This is a genomic window from Burkholderia sp. BCC0097 (assembly GCF_902832985.1).
In the GTDB taxonomy this organism is placed as follows: Bacteria; Pseudomonadota; Gammaproteobacteria; order Burkholderiales; family Burkholderiaceae; genus Burkholderia; species Burkholderia orbicola.
The window spans coordinates 1,142,481-1,159,388 of the sequence record NZ_CADFDM010000001.1; the positions used below are offsets into that span (position 1 = coordinate 1,142,481).

General features: G+C 66.9%; 12 protein-coding genes and 1 riboswitch. Of the genes, 5 read left to right on the plus strand and 7 right to left on the minus strand.

The genetic code is table 11. The features are described from left to right. Positions 1 to 231: 231 nt before the first annotated feature. A complete protein-coding gene (locus tag HWX07_RS05040) occupies positions 232 to 1,539 on the plus strand; it encodes a collagen-like triple helix repeat-containing protein (protein WP_175875423.1) in 1,308 nt (435 codons plus the stop codon). A 111-nt stretch (positions 1,540 to 1,650) separates the two neighbouring features. Here HWX07_RS05040 and HWX07_RS05045 read toward each other — a convergent pair whose 3' ends face one another. Then, positions 1,651 to 2,112: an Lrp/AsnC family transcriptional regulator gene (locus HWX07_RS05045; protein ID WP_124547543.1), complete on the minus strand. Its 462-nt coding sequence runs from the start codon at positions 2,110 to 2,112 to the stop codon at positions 1,651 to 1,653. Positions 2,113 to 2,190: 78 nt separating this feature from the next. Between HWX07_RS05045 and HWX07_RS05050 the strand changes: the two genes are divergently transcribed. Further along, complete coding sequence (locus HWX07_RS05050; RefSeq protein ID WP_175875424.1) at positions 2,191 to 2,859, plus strand: LysE family transporter; 669 nt, start codon at positions 2,191 to 2,193, stop codon at positions 2,857 to 2,859. 43 nt (positions 2,860 to 2,902) lie between these two features. Here HWX07_RS05050 and HWX07_RS05055 read toward each other — a convergent pair whose 3' ends face one another. The 5 genes from HWX07_RS05055 to HWX07_RS05075 form a co-directional block, all read right to left on the minus strand. Then, positions 2,903 to 4,831 carry a TonB-dependent receptor gene (locus HWX07_RS05055; RefSeq protein WP_175875425.1) on the minus strand — a complete coding sequence of 643 codons (1,929 nt, stop codon included), beginning with the start codon at positions 4,829 to 4,831 and terminating at the stop codon, positions 2,903 to 2,905. Between the two features lie 215 nt (positions 4,832 to 5,046). After that, positions 5,047 to 5,240, minus strand: a riboswitch (cobalamin riboswitch). A gap of 284 nt (positions 5,241 to 5,524) precedes the next feature. After that, on the minus strand, positions 5,525 to 5,770 hold the full coding sequence (locus tag HWX07_RS36930; protein ID WP_226209600.1) for a hypothetical protein: 246 nt from the start codon (positions 5,768 to 5,770) through the stop codon (positions 5,525 to 5,527). Between the two features lie 114 nt (positions 5,771 to 5,884). Further along, on the minus strand, positions 5,885 to 6,859 hold the full coding sequence (locus HWX07_RS05065) for a threo-3-hydroxy-L-aspartate ammonia-lyase (protein WP_124547547.1): 975 nt from the start codon (positions 6,857 to 6,859) through the stop codon (positions 5,885 to 5,887). A 66-nt stretch (positions 6,860 to 6,925) separates the two neighbouring features. Continuing rightward, on the minus strand, positions 6,926 to 7,564 hold the full coding sequence (locus HWX07_RS05070; RefSeq protein WP_011547652.1) for a helix-turn-helix transcriptional regulator: 639 nt from the start codon (positions 7,562 to 7,564) through the stop codon (positions 6,926 to 6,928). Beyond that, positions 7,561 to 8,082: a YbaK/prolyl-tRNA synthetase associated domain-containing protein gene (locus HWX07_RS05075; RefSeq protein WP_175875427.1), complete on the minus strand. Its 522-nt coding sequence runs from the start codon at positions 8,080 to 8,082 to the stop codon at positions 7,561 to 7,563. Before HWX07_RS05075 ends, HWX07_RS05070 begins: the two co-directional genes overlap by 4 nt. A 402-nt stretch (positions 8,083 to 8,484) precedes the next feature. On the opposite strand from HWX07_RS05075, the gene HWX07_RS05080 reads away from it, so the two are divergent. Together HWX07_RS05080 and HWX07_RS05085 are read left to right on the plus strand one after the other, a co-directional pair. Further along, positions 8,485 to 10,068 carry an isocitrate lyase gene (locus tag HWX07_RS05080; protein ID WP_175875428.1) on the plus strand — a complete coding sequence of 528 codons (1,584 nt, stop codon included), beginning with the start codon at positions 8,485 to 8,487 and terminating at the stop codon, positions 10,066 to 10,068. 605 nt (positions 10,069 to 10,673) lie between these two features. Then, positions 10,674 to 12,539 (plus strand): phosphoenolpyruvate carboxykinase (GTP), encoded by a 1,866-nt coding sequence (locus tag HWX07_RS05085; RefSeq protein ID WP_175875429.1) that lies wholly within the window; start codon positions 10,674 to 10,676, stop codon positions 12,537 to 12,539. 225 nt (positions 12,540 to 12,764) lie between these two features. Here HWX07_RS05085 and HWX07_RS05090 read toward each other — a convergent pair whose 3' ends face one another. Then, the gene (locus HWX07_RS05090; RefSeq protein WP_175786081.1) at positions 12,765 to 14,429 is read right to left on the minus strand and encodes an acid phosphatase; all 1,665 of its coding nucleotides are present in this window, start codon (positions 14,427 to 14,429) and stop codon (positions 12,765 to 12,767) included. A 485-nt stretch (positions 14,430 to 14,914) separates the two neighbouring features. On the opposite strand from HWX07_RS05090, the gene ftsH reads away from it, so the two are divergent. Further along, positions 14,915 to 16,891, plus strand: coding sequence for an ATP-dependent zinc metalloprotease FtsH (gene ftsH, locus HWX07_RS05095; protein ID WP_175875430.1), 1,977 nt, complete (start codon positions 14,915 to 14,917; stop codon positions 16,889 to 16,891). Positions 16,892 to 16,908: the final 17 nt, after the last annotated feature.

Sequence of the window (16,908 nt, forward strand, 5' to 3'; positions counted from 1 at the left end):
CGGTTTTTCCTGGCTCGTGCTACGTAACGCAGGACCGGTGTTACGTCGGCGTTATCGGAATGCCAGGGCGGACCGCGCCGCGAGGCACGATCCGCACGTGATGCGCCATGCCGCGCGGTGCGGCGCGGACGGCTATCGAAAGGCGATTGTGAAATTGTGAAGGAGGCCGATGGAAATGGCACGGTAGATGCTTGTTGGGGTGATCGCGCTGAATAGCGAACGGGGGCTTCCATGCAAGATCACTTCATCAAGGCGAACGTTGCGTTCGCCGCCATTGCCGCGGCGTGCGCGCTCGCGGCATGCGGCGGCGGCGACATTACGGCACCGACGCTGGCCGGTAACAACATCGGGACGAGTACGAGCGGGACGAGCGGAACCAGTGGAACCAGTGGAACCAGCGGAACCAGCGGGACGAGCGGGACCAGTGGCACGAGCGGGACCAGCGGCACGAGTGGGACCAGCGGCACGAGTGGGACCAGCGGCACGAGTGGGACCAGCGGCACGAGTGGGACCAGCGGCACGAGTGGAACCAGCGGCACGAGTGGAACCAGTGGCACGAGTGGAACCAGTGGCACGAGTGGAACCAGTGGCACGAGTGGAACCAGTGGCACGAGTGGAACCAGTGGCACGAGTGGAACCAGCGGCACAGGCGGCACGAGCGGAACCAGCGGCACACCCGGCACCAACGGCATCATCAGTTCCGTCGGCGCAGTCGTGCTGGCCGCGGGCGCGACGCTCGGCGACGTGACGCTGCCGGGCGTCGGCAAGGCGGTGACGGCCGGGCCGGCCGACACGGTTACCGGCGTCGGCACGATCATCCGCGATACGACGAACGCCGTGAGCAACGGTATCGGTCAGATCGGCTTTACGCCGAACCCGGTCGGCAGGACGGTAACGGGCCTCGGCACCCTCGTCGGCTCGACCAGCAACCCGGTCAACGGCCTCAGCGAAACGGTGAAGGCGCTCGGCTCTGGCCCGCTGTCACCGCTCGCACCGATCACGACGCCCGTCGGCGGCCTGCTCGACACGGTGGCCGGCGGCCTGAAGTCGGGCGGCACCATGCTCGGCGCGACCCTGGCGTCGGCCCCGGTCCAGCAGGCGACGCAGGCGATCAGCACCGCGATCACGCCGCTCGTGACGACGGCGGGCCAGCTCACGCAGCAGGTCGGCACGGCAACCGGCCTCGGGCAGCCGGTCGCGGGCCTGCTCGGGCAGGTCGGCGGTGCGATCACGTCGGCCGGATGGAAGGTGACGTCCACGTCGCCGCAGCCGATCGTCGGCGCGGTCGGCGGCCTCGTTCGGGCGGTCGGCAACACGGTGACCAATACGGGCGGGCTTGTGAACCCGAGCGGCCCGAACGGCGCGGTGCCGGTTGCCGGTCTGGTGACGAGCGTGGTCGGCGGCATCCCGGCGACCGTGCACGACGGCTCCGCGACCGGTACGAGCGGCGGCGGCTCGCCGCTGGGCGGTCTCGCCAATCCGCTTGCGCCGGTGACGTCGCTGGTGGGTGGCCTGCTCGGCGGTGCGGTCGGCAAATAGCCGGTCCGCACCGATCGTCATCGGGGAGCCCAGCGCATGGCCGGGGCCGGCGACCATCGGTCGTCGCCGGCCCCGGCCGGTCGCGTCGAACGATCCCGAAACCGCGGCCCGCTACCGACGCGTGTTGCCAGGCTTCGACGGCGGCCGCGCCATCCCGCGCGCCGGCAACGGCGTCGACATCACGATCGACGTGCGTGTCTCGCCGTACAGGTTGATCCGTTCGATCAGTTGCTCGAGATGAGCCATGCTGACGGCGACGAACCGCATCACATACGAATCCGCGCCCGTCACGTGATGGCATTCGACGACTTCGGGAATCGTCTCCAGCAGCTTGAGGAACTTCGCTTTCGCCGGTTGCGGCACCGTGATGCCGATCAGCGCGCTCACCGGATAGCCGGCCGCGGACGGATTGATCCGGGCGGTGTAGCCGTCGATCACACCGGCCGCTTCAAGACGCTTCACGCGCTCCGTCACCGCCGGCACCGACAGGTGAACCTGGCGCGCGAGCTCCGTATAGCTGATGCGCCCGTTGTCCTGCAGCAGCGCCAGCACCTTCCAGTCCAGATCGTCCATCGCGGCGGGCGTTTTTTAAGGTAGAGCCGCCATTTTTCCTTAAAAACCGCATTCAGCGGGGGCCGGACTTTCCCTACGATGCCTGTTCGATCTACTGGATGTTGCAAGGAGCGGGCGATGTTCATCAAATCCGTCGTGATGGGGTTGTCGATCGCGGTGCCGGTCGGCCCGATCGGCATGCTGTGCATTCAGCGCAGCCTGAGCCGCGGCTTCCAGGCGGGCTTCGCGACGGGCATCGGCGCCGCGTGCGCGGATGCGATTTACGGTCTGCTCGGCGCACTGGGCGTCGCGGGCATCGTTACCGCGTTCCCGATGCTGACCGTCGGCCTGAAAATCGGCGGCGGCGCGTTTCTCGTCTGGCTCGCATGGACTATCGCACGCCAGGCGCCGGCCGCGCCGGCGGGGCAACGCGACCTGCCGCGGACGACCGTCCTGCGCGATTTCCTGACGACGTTCGGCCTCACGCTGTCGAACCCGATGACGATCGTGTCGTTCGTCGGGATCTTCGCGGCGCTCGGCCCGTTACCGGGGGCGCAGGAAGGCGCGATGTGGGCGACCGTCGCGTGGATGGTGGCAGGCGTATTCATCGGTTCGGCCATGTGGTGGCTGTGCCTCAGCAGCGCGAGCGCCGCGCTGCGCACGAAGCTGTCGTTCGCGTTCATGCACGCGCTGTCGCGCGGGTCGGCGGCCGTCGTCGCGGTATTCGGCGCGATTCAGCTGGTCGCGGGCGTGCGCGGGCTGATCTAGGCGCGCGTGCCGGTGGGGTTCCTTGCGTCGATGTGCGTGGCCGTCAGAACGTATAGCTGACCTTGCCGAACGCGGTGCGGCCAAGCGTGTTGTAGCCGTACGCGGTCATGTACTGCCGGTCGAACAGGTTCGACAGCGACGCCGACACGCTCAGGTGCGCATTGATCCGGTACGACGCGCGCAGGCTCACCGTCAGGTACGACGCCAGATACTGCCGATTAGCCGGATCGTCGAACGTCGAGCCGCCGTACAGCAGTGACGCGCCCGTGCTCAGCGCGTGCAGCTTCAGTTCGTCCCACGTGTGGTCGACGTTCAGGCTGACCGTCTGGCGCGGCCGGCGGCTGAGCCAGGTCTGGTTGGTCTCGTCCTGCGGATTCAGGATGCCGACCGCGACGCTCACCGGCGTCGAACGGCCGATCGTCCCCTTGTACGACAGGTCGATGCCGCGAATGTGCGAACGGCCGATGTTCATCGGCGAGAACGTCGCCGGGTTGTACGCGATCAGGTTGTTGACGCGCGTGTCGTAGATCGCCGCGGTGAACGTGCCGTACGCCGTGTTCGCGTCGAGCGCGGCCTCGACCGACGTGCTGCGTTCCGGGCTGAGGTTCGGATTGCCGTAGCCGGGGTAGTACAGGTCGTTGAAGGTCGGCAGGCGGAACGCGTTGCCGTACGACACGCGCGCCGTGTAGACCGGCGTGATCGCCCACGACAGCGCGGCGTTGCCGGTGTTCACCGCTTGCCCGGCGATGATCTCGTGACGGCCCGCGACGAACATCGTGACGCGGCCGAGCGTCGCCGACTGGTGCAGCGAGAACGCGGAATCGTTGCGCGTCGGCACGCCGCCGGGAATGTCGACCGGCAGGAACGCCTGTTCGCGCGTGAAGTCGTACGCGAGCTTCGATTCGCCCGACAGCGGCAGGCCGAACAGGTGAAACCCGTGCTCCTGATGGGTCAGCGACGTCGACGTGCTGATGCGCTGTGAATTGATCTGATCGGTCGCGAGGGTCGGATTGTCCGCGTAGATGAACTGGCGGTCGTTCGCATAACCGAACGACTGGTCGAACTGCGTATCGGGCGTGATGTCGAGATGGACCGCGACGCCGGTCGTCAGTTGGTGATCGAGCTCGCGATTCGCGTAGCCGCTGTTGTCGTAGGACAGATCGGAGCGGTGGTACAGCGCGAACGTCGAGATCGACCAGTTGTCGCGCGCGTAGCCGAGCCGTGCGTCGAGATCCTGCGCGTGATACGGATTGCGGCCGTCTTCGTGGCCGTAGAAGAACGGCCGCGTCGCATCGATGCCGGCCGTGTTGTAGTCGTGCAGCCCGAGCGAGTAGGTGAGCCCGCCGAGCGCGGCCAGCGGTCCCGTCGACGGCACCGTGCCCGACGTGCGGAACTGTGTGTCGAACGTCTTGTTCGAGCCGCCGCCGAACGACACGGTGGTCTGGTTCGGCTGTTGGGCGGCGCGACGCGTGAACAACTGCACGACGCCGCCCATCGCGTTGTTGCCGAACGACGCGGCGGCCGGCCCGGAGATCACTTCGACGCGCTCGAACGCTTCGGTCGGCAGGTCGGCCCACGGCGCGATGCCGGTGGTCGGCGAGCCGATCCGGATGCCGTCGATGAACACGGCGACCTGGCTCGCCGACGAGCCGCGGATGCTGACCGACGCGGACGAGCCGGGCCCGCCGTTCTGCGCGACGGTCACGCCCGGCAGCGTCGCGAGCGCCTGCGTGATGCTCGGGTCGGCGGGCGACAGCCGGTCGAGATCCTCGCGCGTGAGCACCTGCGTCGACGCATAGCGGCGGTCGAACGATTCGGGCAAATGCCGCGTGTCGGTCACGCTGATCGTCGGCAGGTCCGCGCCTGACGCCGGCGCGGCGGGCTGCGCAAGCGCCGTGTCGCCGGCCGCATGGGCGAGCGGGGAAAGCAGCGCGGTGGCGGCGGACGTGGCAAGCAGGTGACGAATGTTCATGAGGCGGCGGGACAAAGCGTGTGGCGTGTACGGCGATCGTGAGCGGCGGGCGGCCAGGGGGCGCATGCCGACGGCGTGTCGGTGCGACGCTTCCGTTCGGGAAGCGGATTCGGTAACGATGGACATCTGACGGATCCTGAGGTCGGGTCGTCCATGCAACGGGCGGCCGCCGGGGGCGGCGCCTGGCGCATCGGGACACCCCGCCCGGTGCGGCTGCTGGACCTCGGGTCGATGGCAGGTCTCCTGGCTCGCGGGTCGTCGTCCGTGCGGGCCTTCCCGGTTTCCCAGTGGCATGCGGTGGCACGGATTCGCCGCTCACAGTTGCGGGGGCAGCCGCAGCTTCGAGGCGTTGCCTCGCCTGCGTTCCCTTTTGATCCCGTCTCCGGGAACCATCAGCGCGCAAGGGTAATGGCGCGCACTCCAGCGAGTCAATCGTGCGGCTGGGTGGGGATGCAAAAAAACGTCATTGTCCGGCGGCGGAGTGCCGGATTCGCTCGTGCTCTGCGGACGGTACCGCGTTTCACGTCTGATGAAACCGGCGGGGTCGAGCGCGTGCTTCGCGCCGGGCGCGACTGGCCGATTCCTCAACCGGGGATGATCGACAGCGCGCGGCAGCGGCGCACCGACGATCTCCACGGCACCCGCGGTCCGCCGCTGCCGACGTTCTTTCTGAATGCCGACGGCGGCGCGTCGTTACATGTGCGTGCCGGCGTGCGCGCGGCCGGCCGGGTCGCCACCGCGATCGGGCGGCGTATTGTTCTGATCGATCTTCGCGAACACGAAGCCGGCAGGCGGCAACGCGGCGGGCGACCGATGCATTGCTGGCCCAACTGCAGGGTGAGGCGCGGCGGGAAAACCGGATGACGTCACACCCGGTTGAGCGAACGCCGACAGGGAAGCGGCCGCCAGGGCGGCGGCGACGATCGCGTGCGTATTCATGGCGACTCCTTCACGACTGAATTCAGGATGACGTAATCAGTCTAGGGCGCGAAACTTAACGCGCCGTGAAGGGGCGCGGCGCGCATGACATGATCTTCATGCGCGCCGCGACGGTCAGGCGGGCGCCGACACCAGCGCGCAGAAGTTCTCGAGATCGACGTTGCCGCCGCTGATCACCACGCCGACGCGCTTGCCCTGCAGCGCATCCTTCATCCGCCGCACGGCGGCGAACGACAGGCAGCCGGTCGGCTCGACGACGATCTTCATCCGCGTGGCGAAGAAACGCATGCAGTCGACCAGTTCCGCGTCCGTCGCGGTCAGGATGTCGTCGACGTCGCGGCGCAGGATCGGGAACGTCAGGTTGCCGAGGTGCTGCGTCTGCGCGCCGTCGGCGATCGTGCGCGGCGTGTCGATATGCACGATCGTGCCGGACCGGAACGATTGCTGGGCGTCGTTGCCGGCTTCCGGCTCGACGCCGTACAGCTTCGCGTGCGGCGACAGCGCGCGCGTGGCGAGCGCGGTGCCCGACAGCAACCCGCCGCCGCCGAGCGGCGTGAACACCGCGTCGAGCGGGCCGACTTCGTCGAACAGTTCCTTGGCCGCGGTGCCCTGGCCGGCGATCACGTCAGGGTGATCGTAGGGCGGGACCAGCGTGAGCCCATGCTTTTCCGCGAGATCGCGCCCGATCTGCTCGCGATCCTCGGTATAGCGGTCGTAGGTCACGACGTTGCCGCCGTAGCCGCGCGTCGCGGCCATCTTCGCGGCCGGCGCGTCCTGCGGCATCACGATCGTCGCGGGAATGCCGAGGATGCGCGCCGACAGCGCGACCGCCTGCGCATGGTTGCCCGACGAGAACGCGACGACGCCGTGACGGCGCTGTTCCGCGTTGAAGCGCGACAGTGCGTTGAACGCGCCGCGGAACTTGAAGGCGCCCATGCGCTGCAGGTTTTCGCACTTGAAGAACACCTGCGCGCCGAGCGCGTCGTCGATCGTCCGCGACGTCATCACCGGCGTGCGGTGCGCGTGGCCTTCGAGCCGGGCCGCGGCGGCGGCGACGTCGTCGTACGTAGGGAGAGTCGGAGAATTCATGGTCGCTCGAGAGTCGAAAAGGTCAGTCAACGGGAAACTCAAAACGGCAACGCCGGACGCGCGGCGTCACTTTGCGTCGTTGTAGACGGTCGCGCGCGACACGCCGAGATGCTGCGACACGATTTCCATCGCGCGGCGCACCTCGAGGAAGCCGTCGGCCTTCAGCGTCTGCATCAGTTCGCGGCGCTGGTCGGTCTTCAGCTCGCGCGGCGTCGTCGCGAGCCGCGTCGCGAATGCATCGATGCGCTGCCGGATCGCGTCGGCGCCGGCCGGGTCGAGTGTTTCGACGACGGTCTCGCCGTCCGTGCGGCAGAACTGGTTCAGCATGCCCTGGAAGCCGCGGAACAGCGTGACGTCGGCATTCAGGCACAGCGCGGCGACGTAGCGCCCGGTCGAATCCTTGATGCCGATCGACGTGCTTTTCGCGGTGCGGCCGTCGGCGAAGCGGTTCGGGTAGTTCGCGAGCACCTGCGGGAAATCGTCGTCGGCGATGCGGGCGAGGCCGAGTTCGGTCGCGGGATCGCCGACCGCGCGGCCGGACAGGTTGTTGTGGATCGCGAGGATCGCGTGTTCCGGCGTGCGGAGGTCGTGCACGACGACCTCGGTGAACGGCGCGAACATCTCGCCGAGTCCTTCGGCGATACGCTGTACCTGTTCGATCAGCGACGCCTGCTCCGACGGCAGCGGTTTGCGGTTCGTGCTCATGCGTGGTCCTGGGGGGCGGGTGTGTCGGTCGTCTCGGGCCGCGTAATGTCGGCCAGCAGCGGGCGCGCGATCCGGACGTAGTCGGCCGCGTCGAGCACCACCGAGCGGTCGAGGCGGCCGGCGTTGAACGCGATCTCGGCGTTGCGCTCGACCAGCGCGGGATCGACCACGAGCGTTACGTTCGCATCGAATGCGAACGGCGGCACGGCGCCCATCACGCAGCGCGTGACGGCGGCCGCGACCTCGGGCGACGCGAGCGTCGCCTTGCGCCGGCCCACCGCATCGGCGACCTTGCGGAAGTCGATCTTCAGGTGGCCGGGAATCACCGCGAGCGCGGTGGTGTCGCCGCCATCCTTGAACGTGCAGAGCATCGCCTTCGCGCCCTGTTCGGGGCGGGTGCCGCGCAGCGCGGCGATCGCGTCGGATTTGCCTTCCGCCGGATGCTCGAGCACGCGGAAACGCGCGCCGGAGGTATTCAGCAGTTCGCACAGCGTGTCGAAAACGGGAAAGTCGTTCATGTGGCTCCGGGAGACAGGCCAACGCGCGATCGGCGTGGATCAAAGAATCGTCCAAGTATAGACGTTCTGTCATGGTCGTGACAAAGCGACGCGGGCATCGTTGCCGCGGCTTGGTCGGCGCGTGGCCGTTCTTCAGTAGCCGAAAGGGCATTTCATATTGCGGAACCCGCGCCGATTTCCCGCAGCCGCGTTTTACCGCCGCTTGAAACCGTATTTTGCATCGCAAAAACGACCGGCTATCTCATTGAAAAACAAGGAAAATTTATATCTTATGTCTTATATAAGACTTGACCGAAATTTCACTGGGCGGGATTACTATTGAGTCCATGCAGTTCGCTTCGTCACACGCGGCGGGCACGCTGAAACCTTTACTCAAATGCGCTTCGTTCCCAGGAGATAGACATGTCCCAATATCAAGACGACATCAAGGCAGTGGCTGGCTTGAAGGAAAACCACGGCAGCGCGTGGAACGCCATCAGCCCCGAGTATGCGGCTCGCATGCGTGCCCAGAACAAGTTCAAGACCGGCCTGGACATCGCGAAGTACACCGCGAAGATCATGCGCGCCGACATGGCCGCGTACGATGCCGATCCGTCCAAGTACACGCAGTCGCTGGGTTGCTGGCACGGCTTCATCGGGCAGCAGAAGATGATTTCCATCAAGAAGCACTTCAACAGCACCGAACGCCGCTACCTGTACCTGTCGGGCTGGATGGTCGCCGCGCTGCGTTCGGAATTCGGCCCGCTGCCGGATCAGTCGATGCACGAAAAGACTTCGGTCAGCGCGCTGATCCGCGAGCTGTACACGTTCCTGCGCCAGGCCGACGCCCGTGAGCTGGGCGGCCTGTTCCGCGAGCTGGATGCCGCGAAGGACGCGACCGCGAAGGCCGCGATCCAGGAAAAGATCGACAACCACGTCACGCACGTCGTGCCGATCATCGCCGACATCGACGCCGGCTTCGGCAACGCGGAAGCGACCTACCTGCTGGCCAAGCAGTTCATCGAAGCGGGCGCGTGCTGCATCCAGATCGAAAACCAGGTGTCGGACGAGAAGCAGTGCGGCCACCAGGACGGCAAGGTCACGGTGCCGCACGAGGACTTCCTCGCGAAGATCCGCGCGATCCGCTACGCATTCCTGGAGCTGGGCGTGGACGACGGCATCATCGTCGCCCGTACCGATTCGCTGGGCGCCGGCCTGACCAAGCAGATCGCCGTGACGAATCAGCCGGGCGACCTGGGCGATCAATACAACGCGTTCCTCGATTGCGAAGAACTGTCGGCCGACCAGCTGGGCAACGGCGACGTCGTCATCAAGCGCGACGGCAAGCTGCTGCGTCCGAAGCGCCTGCCGAGCAACCTGTTCCAGTTCCGCGCCGGCACGGGCGAAGCGCGTTGCGTGCTCGACTGCATCACGTCGCTGCAGAACGGTGCCGACCTGCTGTGGATCGAAACCGAAAAACCGCATATCGCACAGATCGGCGGCATGGTCAGCGAGATCCGCAAGGTGATCCCGAACGCGAAGCTGGTGTACAACAATAGCCCGTCGTTCAACTGGACGCTGAACTTCCGCCAGCAGGCGTACGACGCGATGAAGGCCGAAGGCAAGGACGTGTCGGCTTACGACCGTGCGCAGCTGATGAGCGTCGAATACGACGAAACCGAACTGGCCAAGCTCGCCGACGAGAAGATCCGTACGTTCCAGGCCGATGCATCGCGTGAAGCAGGCATCTTCCACCACCTGATCACGCTGCCGACGTACCACACGGCTGCGCTGTCGACCGACAACCTGGCCAAGGAATACTTCGGCGACCAGGGCATGCTCGGCTACGTGGCTGGCGTGCAGCGCAAGGAAATCCGCCAGGGCATCGCGTGCGTGAAGCACCAGAACATGTCGGGTTCGGACATCGGTGACGACCACAAGGAATACTTCAGCGGCGAAGCGGCGCTGAAGGCAGCGGGCAAGGACAACACGATGAACCAGTTCTGATCGTCGTCGGACCCGAAGTACGAAGCCAGCCCCAAGGGGCTGGCTTTTTTGTCTGCGCGAGTGTGGCACGTTATCCATGCAACACTTTCACGACGTATTGCATTCGAACAGGATGTTTGTGTACACAACCTAATTCAGGGTTTGCCTGAGTAGCGAAAACGCGAATTCGTGCGACCCGCGTGAGCGGTGTGCGTACGGACGCGTGGCAGGTTGAAATTGCCGCTCGAGCGAAACCCTTGCGGGGCGGTCGTTGCGCTCGTTTCGTCCCCAAAGCGTGCACAACGTCGCCGTAAAAAGCACCTGTCTGCAACGCGCATGCCGGCGCGCGGTCACAGTTGTTTCTTGTTGCAACGCAACGCCCGCCCAATAACGGCGATGGTATGCTGGCCGGCATGGAGTTGTATGGCAGGTTGCTTGCATGGCGAAACTCGCGTTCGCACCCTCTAACGAGACTTCACCTTCTCTCGCACGCATCGCGGCATCGACGCGCGCTCCGCTCGCGCGTCCAGTTCTTGCGCCGCATCTTCCTGCGCCCCGCACGCATTCCCCATCTCGCGGGCTCGCCCCGCACCCCCATCCCCGCCTAATAATCTGGAGACATCCCCATGTCGCAAAACACTATGGCCGAAGCAACGCACGGCCCGCTGATCGCTCCGCCGGCTTTCGTCAAACATCGCAAGCTGATCGACTGGGTATCGCGCATCGCGGCACTGACGGAGCCCGAGCGCGTCGTGTGGTGTGACGGTTCGCAGGAAGAATACGATGCGCTGTGCCAGGCGATGGTCGACCAGGGCACGCTCACGCGCCTGAATCCGGCGAAGCGTCCGAACTCGTATCTCGCGCAATCCGATCCGTCGGACGTCGCGCGCGTCGAGGATCGCACGTTCATCTGCGCGGCGTCGCGCGACGACGTCGGCCCGACCAACAACTGGATCGAGCCCAGCGAAATGCGCGAGACGCTCAACGGGCTGTTCCGCGGCGCGATGCGCGGCCGCACGCTGTACGTCGTGCCGTTCTCGATGGGCCCGCTCGGCTCGCCGATCGCGCACGTCGGCGTCGAGTTGTCGGACAGCCCGTACGTCGCGGTGAACATGCGGATCATGACGCGCATGGGGCGCGACGTGTACGACGTGCTCGGCGAGGACGGCGACTTCGTGCCGTGCGTGCACAGCGTCGGCCATCCGCTCGAAGCCGGCCAGCAGGACGTGCCGTGGCCGTGCAATCCGGTCAAGTACATCGTGCATTTCCCCGAAACGCGCGAGATCTGGAGCTTCGGCTCGGGCTATGGCGGCAACGCGCTGCTCGGCAAGAAGTGCTTCGCACTGCGCATCGCATCGACGATGGGCCGCGATCAGGGCTGGCTCGCCGAACACATGCTGATCCTCGGCGTGACGTCGCCGGCCGGCAAGAAATATCACGTCGCGGCCGCGTTCCCGTCCGCGTGCGGCAAGACCAACTTCGCGATGCTGATTCCGCCGCAGGGCTTCGACGGCTGGAGGGTCACGACGATCGGCGACGACATCGCGTGGCTGAAGCCCGGCCGCGACGGCCGCCTGTATGCGATCAACCCGGAAGCCGGTTTCTTCGGCGTGGCGCCGGGCACGGGCGTGAAGACCAACCCGAACGCGATCGCCACGCTGAAGGAAAACGTGATCTTCACGAACGTCGCGCTGACGGAAGACGGCGACGTGTGGTGGGAAGGGCTGACCGACACGCCGCCCGCGAAGCTGACCGACTGGCAGGGCAATCCGTGGACGCCCGAGATCGGCAAGGAAACCGGCCGCAAGGCCGCGCATCCGAACTCGCGCTTCACCGCGCCGGCCGCGCAGTGCCCGTCGATCGACGACGACTGGGAGAACCCGGCCGGCGTGCCGATCGACGCATTCATCTTCGGCGGCCGCCGCTCGACGACGGTGCCGCTCGTGACCGAGGCGCGCGACTGGGTCGAAGGCGTGTACATGGCCGCGACGATGGGCTCCGAGACGACCGCGGCAGCCGTCGGCCAGCAGGGCGTCGTGCGCCGTGATCCGTTCGCGATGCTGCCGTTCTGCGGCTACAACGTCAGCGATTATTTCGCGCACTGGCTCAAGCTCGGCGAGCAACTCGAAGCCGCCGGCGCGAAGCTGCCGAAAATCTATTGCGTGAACTGGTTCCGCAAGGACGCGAATGGCAAGTTCGTGTGGCCGGGCTTCGGCGAGAACATGCGCGTGCTGAAGTGGATGCTCGATCGGCTGGAAGGCACGGGCGGCGGCGGCGAGCATGCGTTCGGCGTGTCGCCTGCATATGAAGACCTGCACTGGGACGGCCTCGATTTCACGCGCGATCAGTTCGATGCGGTGACGTCGATGAACGCCGACGAATGGCGCGAGGAGCTGAAACTGCACGCGGCGCTGTTCGATACGTTGAAGCTGCGCTTGCCGGCTGAAATGACCGGCACGATGAAGAAGATCGAGCAGCGTATCGGCGGCTGACGGTACGCAGCGTCGTCGTCTTCGACGTCCCGTCGCCGGCATTGCTTGTCGGCGGCGGGACGTTTTCATTTGGGCGCCGCGCGTGCCGCCATTCACTCACTGAGCACTGCAATGCGCGACGCATTGCGTAGCGCCGCGTAGCCTCGTCGGCCCTGAAATGAACGACGCCCCGAGCCATCGATCGCGTGGCCCGGGGCGTCGCCGTTTCCAGCGGTCGGCCGGTCGTCAGCCGAGCTCGAGCGCGTTCGTCAGGTCGCCCGGCGGTGTCTCGCCACGCGCGGCGAACGCGTTGTTGCGCAGCACCACGCCGTCGAGCGGTGCGAGGCCGTGCACGCGGCTGATGAAGCGCAGGATCGAGTTCGTGTCGTACAGCGTGTGATCGACGAAGCCCTTTTTCGCGAACGGCGAGATCACGAGCGCCGGAATTCGCGAGCCGGGGCCCCAGCGGTCGCCGACCGGCGGCGCGACGTGATCCCACCAGCCGCCGTTCTCGTCGTGGGTCATCACGATCACGGTGTTCTCCCATTGCGGCCCGCGCCGGATATGGTCGATCACGGTCGCGATGTGACGGTCGCCCGATTCGATGTCCGCATAACCCGCGTGCATGTTCAGGTTGCCCTGCGGCTTGTAGAACGTGACGGCCGGCAGGCGGCCCGCGTCGATGTCGGCGATGAAGTGGTTGGTCGACGGCTCGTCGCCGAGCCCCGCGTCGCGCAGGTGCTTGCGGCGTGCTTCGGTGCCCGGCGCGTAGTTCACGAAGTAGTTGAACGGCTGGTGGTGGTACTGGAAATCGGGCACCGTGCCCGTGTCGCGATGCTCGAGCGCGTACTGCCACGCACCGCTGTACCACGCCCAGTCGATGTTCTTTTCCGACAGGCGGTCGCCGATCGTCGCGTAGCCCTGCGGCGGCATCACGCGATGATCGGCCGGGTCCGCATACGCGGCATTGCCCGGATCGGGCGGCGGCACGTAGCTCGGCTGGTACGGCGGCGCCATCGTGTTCACGCCGTAGCCGTCCGGCGTCAGCGGACCGTCGACCGCGAACTTCGGCGGGCCGTCCAGCGCGGACGCGGGCGAATCGTCGGCGAGCTTCAGGCGCGTGCCGGTCGGGTCGTCACCTTCGACCTTCGACAGCAGCTTCGCCGCATGCGGATGCTTGTGCGCGTCCGGATACAGCGGCGGCTGCGCGGAGATCAGGAACATGTGGTTCATCCACGAGCCGCCGAAGGCCGCCATGAAGAAGTTGTCGCACAGCGTGTATTGCCGCGCGAGATTCCACAGCCGCAGCGTGTCGGCCGAATTGCGGTAATGGCCCATCACGAGGCCGCCCGAATCGGCCCATGCGGCGAACTGGTTGTTGCGGCCGCCCGCGATCTGCATCTGGTTCTGGTAGAAGCGGTGCCACAGGTCGCGCGTGATCACGCCGTTCGGCAGCGGCTGCCCCTGCGCGTCGGTAATCCGGAACGGCGCATTCGGCAGCTTGTCGATGTCGCGCTCGGCGATTGCGTAGCGCTTGCCGTCCACTTCCTGCGCCTGCGGCACGAGCCCGCCCCAGATCTTCGGCAGCACCGGCAGCGGCGTCTTGCCGTCGCGATCGAGTTGCTGCGCATGCTCGGGGCGCACTTCGCTCAGCGGATGACGCACGCCCGGGAAATCGCCGTACAGGTTCGCGAAGCTGCGGTTTTCCGCATAGATCACGACGATGTGGCGCACGCGCTGGCGCAACGCTTCGTCGACGCGCAAGTCGGCGGCCGAGCGCGGCGCGTTGCCCGCGGTGGTTTCGCAGCCGGCGAGCGCGACACCGGCACCGAGCGCGGCGAGGCCGCCGAGTACTCGGCGGCGGTCCGGATCGGCGGGAAGGTCGTCGGGGCGATCGGGGGTGTCGTTCACGTCGTGGGCTCCTCGAATGGGTGGTGGGCGGTGTCGTTCGATGTGCGCCGGCGCCGCGCTGGCGGCCGCGACGCAGGGCGGAATGCAACGGCCGGTATCGCGCGCGGCGGCGCGACGCGGCTGTCACGAAAATGTCATGAACGCGACTATAACGCGGCAAGGGGGCGGATGAAAGCCGTTCGTCGGACGATTCGACGCGTGCACGGCGAGCGGTGCGCGACGCCCGCTCGCGAACTAGACTGAAATCAGGGGCGGCGCGTCACGGCGTGCTGCCCGGGCGAGGATCGCCCCCGCGACGCCGGCCGACGGTGTTGCCGAGGCGGTATCGATGCGACGAACGACGCGAGACAGCGAGGCGACGATGGCGTGGATGCATGCCGTTTTCGGCTGGTCGTCGCGGCCGCGGCCGCGTACCCGTTGCGCGGGTTGCGCGCGCGTGCCGGCGTGAGTGCACGTCGCGCAGCAGATACGGCCGGCCCGATGCCATGGACAGGAAATTCGACTACCCGGGATTGTTGATCGCCGCGGGCTTCTTCGTGCTGTTCGCCGCGCAGTTGCTGATGCTGCACCCGACGTCGACGCCGATTGCGTACAGCGATTTTCACCGGCTCGTCGCCGCGCGGCTCGTCGACGATCTCGAGATCGGCCCGGCGTCGATCTCGGGCACGCTGAAGATGCCTCAGGCCGGCACGATGCTGCCGGCGTCCGACGCCGCGCTCGTGCGGCAAGCCGGCACGCCGTGGCACTTCACGACCAGCCGCGTGACCGACGAACACCTGATCGACACGCTGACCGCCGCCGGCATCCGCTATCACGGCACGCCCGACACCGGCTGGATCGCGTCGCTCGCGTCGTGGCTGCTCCCGCTCATGCTGCTCGTGTTCGTGTGGAACATGATGCTGCGCAAGCGCGGCGGGCTGCAGGACTTTACCGGGATGGGCAAGAGCCGCGCGCGCGTGTACGTGCAGCAGGAAACCGGCATCACGTTCGACGACATCGCGGGCATCGACGAAGCGAAGGCCGAACTGCAGCAACTGGTCGCGTTCCTGCGCAATCCCGATCGCTACCAGCGGCTCGGCGGCAAGATTCCGAAAGGCGTGCTCGTCGTCGGCGCGCCGGGCACGGGCAAGACGCTGCTCGCGCGTGCGGTGGCCGGCGAGGCGGCCGTGCCGTTCTTCTCGATCAGCGGCTCGGCGTTCGTCGAGATGTTCGTCGGCGTGGGCGCCGCGCGCGTGCGCGACCTGTTCGAGCAGGCGCAGCAGAAGGCGCCGTGCATCGTATTCGTCGACGAGCTCGATGCGCTCGGCAAGGTGCGCGGCGTCGGTCCGATGTCGGGCAACGACGAACGCGAACAGACGCTCAACCAGTTGCTGGTCGAGATGGACGGCTTCCAGGCCGGCACCGGCGTGATCATCATGGCCGCGACGAACCGGCCCGAGATTCTCGATCCCGCACTGCTGCGGCCGGGCCGCTTCGATCGTCATATCGCGATCGACCGGCCCGACGTGAACGGCCGCCGCCAGATCCTCGGTGTGCACGTGAAGCGCGTGAAGCTCGCGGCCGACGTCGATCTCGGCGAGCTTGCATCGCGCACGCCGGGCTTCGTCGGCGCCGATCTCGCGAACGTCGTCAACGAGGCCGCGCTGCATGCGGCCGAACTCGGCAAGCCGGCGGTCGGCATGGCCGACTTCGACGAGGCGATCGACCGCGCGCTGACGGGCCTCGAGCGCAAGAGCCGCGTGATGAACGCGCAGGAGAAGCTGACGATCGCGTATCACGAAGCCGGCCATGCGCTCGTCGCGGAGAGCCGCGCGCATTGCGACCCGGTGAAGAAGGTGTCGATCATTCCGCGCGGCGTCGCGGCACTCGGCTACACGCAGCAGGTGCCGACCGAGGATCGCTACGTCCTGCGCCGCAGCGAGTTGCTAGACCGGATCGACGCGCTGCTCGGCGGGCGCGTGGCGGAAGAACTCGTGTTCGGCGATGTGTCGACCGGCGCGCAGAACGACCTCGAACGCGCGACTGCGATGGCGCGCCACATGGTCATGCAATACGGAATGAGCGAGAAGATCGGGCTTGCGACGTTCGACGACGGCGACGCACGCCAGGGCATGCCCGGCGCTTGGCAGGCGGGCGACGGCCGCTGCAGCGAGCACACCGCGCGCATGATCGACGACGAGGTACGCATGCTGCTGGCCGATGCGCATGCGCGCGTCGCGGCGACGCTCGGCGAACGTCGCGACGCGCTCGAACGTATCGCGCGACGGCTGCTGCAGTGCGAGGTGCTCGAACGCGACGTGCTGCAGGCGCTGATCGATGGGCACACCGAACCGCCGTCGGCGACGGCGGCGCTATCCGGTGACGAAACGAGCGTGCGCGGCGGCGCGATCGAAACGGAGCAGGCGTCTACAGTCGAGCGCGATTTCATCGCGTACCGCCGGCCGCACGGGCCCGATCATTGAAGCCGCTGCGCGGACTG